The organism is Chrysiogenia bacterium (assembly GCA_020434085.1).
GTDB lineage: Bacteria > JAGRBM01 > JAGRBM01 > JAGRBM01 > JAGRBM01 > JAGRBM01.
Map to the genome: position 1 here is coordinate 1 of JAGRBM010000165.1, position 5235 is coordinate 5235.

Genomic DNA, 5235 nt, shown 5'->3' on the forward strand with positions numbered 1-5235 from the left:
CCTTGGCGTCGCAGTCGGGAAGGCCCATCAGCTCGACAAAGCCCACGATGCTGGTCATCGGGGTCTGCATGTCGTGCATCAGGCCCGAGATCATCTGACCGATGGTGGCCAAGCGCTCGTTTCGCTCCTGCTCGGTGCGAAGCTGGGTGACGTGGACCGCCTTGGCCACCTGCGAACCGATGAGCTGCAGGAGCTTGGCGTCGTCCTGGGTAAAGGACTCGTCGAGCGGTTTGCCGTTCTCATCGACCTTATTGATGAGCTCCATGGCGCCGATGATCTCGTCCTCGACGATGAGCGGCACGCAGATGATCGACTTGGTCGGGAAGCCCACCTTTTCGGCGATGTCCTTGCGGAAGCGCTCGTCGAGGTAGGCGTCGGAGACCAGCAGGGGCTCCCCCTTTTCGGCAACCCAGCCGACGATTCCCTCGCCGAGCTTGAGGCGCTCATGCTTGACGTCGTTGCCCTTCTCGCCCATGGCGACCTTGAAGAAGAGCTGGTTGGTGCCCTCCTCCTTGAGCAGCACCGAGCCGGCCTCGGCCTTCATAAACTTCATGGTCTTCTGCATGATGGCGTCGAGAAGCTCCTCGACGTTGTCCGAACGGCTGACGTCACGCTCGATTTCATAGAGCATGTCGATTTCGCCGATCTTCGCCTGCAGGCGCGCCTGCGCCATGACGAGATCGAGATGCTGGGTCTGCAGCTCGGTGTAGAACTCGGAGTTCTGGAGGCTGAGCGCCGCCTGCGAAGCAAGGGCGTCGAGCAGGGTCTCGTCATCGGCGGTGAAGGGACCGCTGAGTTTGTTGAGCACCTGGATGACGCCCAGGATCGATCCATCGTGCGAGCGCATGGGCATGCAGAGGATCGAGCGCGTGCGATAACCCGTCTGCTTGTCCACTTCGGGGTTGAAGCGCTTGTCCGCGTAGGCGTCGGGAATGTTGACCGTACGCCCGGTCTTGGCAACGGTGCCGGCGATTCCCTTCCCGATGGGAAGGCGAATCTCCTGCATGTTGTCGCCCTGAGCGATGAGCGACCAGATCTCGCCGGCATCGCGGTCGACGAGGAAGAGGCTCGAGCGGTCCGCCTCCATCAGGTCCGTGGTTTTCGAGATGATGAGCTGGAGCAGGTTTTCCTGCGAGAGCGTCGTGGAGAGGGCGTGGCCGATCTCCTTCATCGAAGCGATGATGTAGGCCTTGCGCCGGTTCTGCGCCTCGAGTTCTTCGACGCGTTCGGAAAGGCCCGCTTCCGTGGCGGGCTTCTTCGGCGCCTTTTTGGAGGCCTTTTTCGCGGTTTTTTTCACCGCGGGCTTCCGGGCCGCCTTCTTCGGGGCTTTTTTGACAGCCTTTTTCTTCCCGGCGGGCTTTTTGGCTGCGGCCTTCTTTGTTTTCTTCTTGGTGACCACGACTATCCCGGCGCTTCCAAGCCAGTCCCGTGCCGCCGGTTTCCCCGCCCGCGGCGCACGAAATCAGGATTCGCGTTGGAGCGTGGCGCGATTATGACCCGCCCGCCCCGCAGGGCGCAAGCGATCACTCAGGAATTTCAAGGGGTTACCGGGCGCCCAGGGTCACTTCCAGCTTGAGCAGCTTGCCCTCTCGCTCCACAAATACGTCGAGGGTCTCGCCTGGCTGGTGCGAGCGCAGGGCGTAGGTAAAGTCGTAGAGATTGCGGATTTCGTGGGGCCCGAGCTTTCGCAGGACGTCCCCGGCCTTCACCCCGGCCACCTCGGCCGGGCTGCCCGGACGAATGGCGGCCAACCGCACGCCGCCGCCCTCGACCGGTGCGAAATCCGGGACCGATCCGAACCACGCGCCGTAGCCCCGCAGGTCTCCCTCTCCCTCGCCGCCTTTGGGCTCGGCGCCAAGGTCGGGCGCCCAGGTCGGGCGGTAGGGATCGCTCGCCAAGGCAAGCACCATCCGGGCGGTCATAGCCGCGACATCGCCCATGCCCTCGTAGTTGAGCTTCTCGGGCGTATCGCTGGGTCGGTGGTAGTCGCTGTGCGCGCCGGTAAAGAAATGCACCGAGGGCACTTCGGCTGCAAGAAAACTCGCGTGGTCTGATGGACCGTAGGACTCGCCGGAAACTTCGAGCTTGAAGTCGTAGGCGCTTGCCAGGCTTTCAACCACGTCGGTGAATTCTTTTCCCGAGGGAGCGCCGAACACGTAGAGCCGGCGCTTGTCACCAAGACGCCCCACCATGTCGAGGTTCACCATGCCCACGAAGTCGCGGGCCTTGTTCGCTTTCACGAAAGCGGCCGAGCCGAGCAGGCCCTCTTCTTCTCCGGCGAAGGCGACGAAGTAGACATCGCGCTTGAGGCGCTCGGGATGTGCCGAGAGCAGGCGCGCCGCCTCGAGCAGCACCGCCACGCCCGAGGCGTTGTCGTCGGCGCCCGGATGAATGGCGCGCTCGTCGGGCACCATGGAACCCGCGCCGCCCCATCCCAGGTGATCGTAGTGCGCGCCGAGCAGGGCGAACTCGTCATCAATCTTTCCGACAGGAGCGCTCGCGCGCAGCACGCCGACGACGTTGGGGGTGCTGATCGCCTCGCGCATCAGTTCGACCTGCCCGCTCACGGTCACTTCCGGCACATCGATCGCCGGACCGGGCTGCAGCTTGATGGCGCCGTCACCGACGCTCGCCAGCATGCGCTCGACGACGCTGCGCCGCACGTAGCCCACGGGAATGCCGATCTCTGTATTCATGGGCGAGGGGCGAAAGTCCGGCAGCGGTTCGCCGTCTTCGGAATCCTTGGCCGCGCTGATGATCAGCACAGCAACGGCTTTCTTCTGCCGGAGATTGAACGCGCGGTAGCGATCGGGATTGGCCGGGCCGGGGTGACCCTGGGTCGCCGCGCCGCTTGCGGGCGGCAGGCACAGCACGGCCTTGCCCGTGACGTCGAGCTTTTCGAAGTCATCGCTGCCGGCCGCGGTGCTGCAGCTTCCGCCGAATACCAGCGGCGCGCGGAATTCACCCTCGGAAGAAAAGCCCGCGGGCACGAAGTCGTAGCCGCGCACGCCGAAGACCACTTCCTTGCCGGCGCCGGCCTCGGGCGCGTCGGGCTCGCCCACGGCAAACGCCACGCTGGTGCGGACGCCCGGGCCCTTCGCAATGACGACGTCGAAGCGCTCGTAGTAGGAGCCCTCCGGCCCCCCGGGCTCGAGGCCCGCCTCGGCGAAACGCTTTACGAGATACTTGGCCGCCTGCTCGAGCCCCTGGCTCGCAAGGCCGCGTCCTTCGAGCCGCTCGGCCGCCAGATATTCCACGTCCTTGCGAAGCTGCACCGTATCGGGCTTGGCATCGAGCTTTGCCGGAAGGCTCGCACCAAAGCGCGCGCAGGCGCCGAGAACAAGCGAGAGGAGGACAAGGGTGAGGGCCCGGCCAAGCGGCCGCGGGGAAGTCTTATTCATAACGGGCAATCGTAGGCGAGAGCGCGGTGAAGGGTAAAGAAAAACCCGGCGGAGAACCGCCGGGTTTGTGAGTTGGCCCTGAATTTCGTCCTACGCCGCCGCGATGGGCAGCTCGATGCGTACGCGGGTTCCCTCGCCCGGCTGGCTCTGGATGTCCAGTTGTCCCTGGTGGAAGCGCACGACCTCGCGCACGAGCGCCAGGCCCAGCGATCCGTCGCTCTTGCTCATGTAACCGGCGGTGCCGGGGTCGAGCAGCTCGGCCAGTTCGCGCTCGCTGTAGCCGGGGCCCTGATCGGCAAAGACCATGACGACGCGGCCGCCGTGCTCGAAGGTCGTCACGTCGATCTGACCGGCACCGATGGGAAGCGAGCGAAGGCCGCGCTCGAGAAGCTGCACGACGCAACGATAGAGCAGGGTCACATCACCGCGCACAGGGGGCAGGGCGCGTGCTTTGTGTTCCTTGATGGAAAACACGCGCGAGCCATATTCGCCAACGAGTTCCTGCTTGGCCAGACGAATCAGGTCGTTCATGTCGAGTGCGTCGCGGAAATCGGCGGGCAGGTGCACGAGCTCGCCCAGATGGCGGAGCATCTCGGCGCTGCGGCCGATAATCTGGCCCGCCAGTTCGAGGTCGGACTCTGCGTACCTGGTGTTGATGCCCGCGTGGTCGCGGATCTGCCGGATTTCCTTGGCGGCCGAGTCGACAACGGACCTGGCGTCATTGAGCGGATTGAGCAGCGATCCGGCAACGCCGGTGATCACTTCGGCCACGGCGTTTCGGCTGGCCATGTCGACGAGCTGCTGCTGCACGCGCTCGCGCTGTTCGACCAGCGTCTTGCCGGCCATGAAGCTCGCGAAGATCACGCCGATCACGCCGGCGCCCGCCGTGGCAAAGGGCGCCCAGCGCGGACCGTTCTGGAAGATCACGTTGTGCGTGAGAATGAAATCGAGGTGCGAGGCACTTCGAATGTAGGGATCGTAGGGAAGAATGTCGGTGAAGTTGAGGCCCAGCAGCGCCGCATAGAACACGCCCGAGCAGATTGCCGAGGCCCGCCCGAATTTCACGCCCCAGTCCATGGACACGCCGAGCACCAGGAGCGGGTAACCGGCGGCGGCCACCGTGGTGCTCGCGCCGGTCATCTGCACAATGGCCGTGATGACGAGTGCGTCGGCCGCCACCTGGAAGTAACGCATCAGGGACTGGGCTTCGAGATTGATCCGGCCGCGCACCGCCAGTTGCAGCACCACCAGGGCGAAGTAGCCGATTGCGCCCCATACCGGCCAGGAACGCGCACCCAGACTCAAGGCCGCCAACGCGAATCCGGCGCTCAGCACCGCGCGAATGAACAGGTCGGAGGTTTCGTGTCCCACCTTGGGGATGTCTACGATCTTCATGATGCCACCCTCTCCGCTACCATCCCGCCTTCACCATGTCTGTCATCCGGTCGGGAGAAAGGCTTTGTGTCAATTGGTCCCCTGACACACTGTTTACACTTGTTCACAGGTTACCAGAAAATGGGCTTTCTCTCACGGTACAGCGCGGCAAAACGAGACACTTCCCCGCGTGAGCCATCTCACGCTTCAATTACAATTCCGCTGTCTCGGACCCGCGAGAACTAATTTTCAGTTTTTTTCGAAAGCGCGCATTTTCTTTCGCGGCAGGTGGTTCCCGCTCACTTTGCCGGCGCTGGCATCGCCGGCCGGGGGGCGCTTTAATGGCCGCGATGCAACTGCTGCAACGTCTGGGAAATGCCCTCTCGGCGCTGGCCGAGCGCGTGGTGCCCGACCCCTGGGTGCTCGCCTGGGGGCTCACTGCTCTGGCCGGGGCGATGGC

General features: G+C 64.3%; 3 protein-coding genes. All 3 read right to left on the reverse strand.

What is annotated here, in order from left to right; genetic code table 11:
• On the reverse strand, positions 1-1297 hold a 1297-nt coding region (locus KDH09_05640; protein ID MCB0219159.1), incomplete at its 3' end, for a GAF domain-containing protein.
• A 247-nt stretch (positions 1298-1544) separates the two neighbouring features.
• Complete coding sequence (locus KDH09_05645; GenBank protein MCB0219160.1) at positions 1545-3401, reverse strand: M20/M25/M40 family metallo-hydrolase; 1857 nt, start codon at positions 3399-3401, stop codon at positions 1545-1547.
• Between the two features lie 90 nt (positions 3402-3491).
• On the reverse strand, positions 3492-4796 hold the full coding sequence (locus tag KDH09_05650) for a HAMP domain-containing histidine kinase (protein MCB0219161.1): 1305 nt from the start codon (positions 4794-4796) through the stop codon (positions 3492-3494).
• Between the last annotated feature and the right edge of the window lie 439 nt (positions 4797-5235).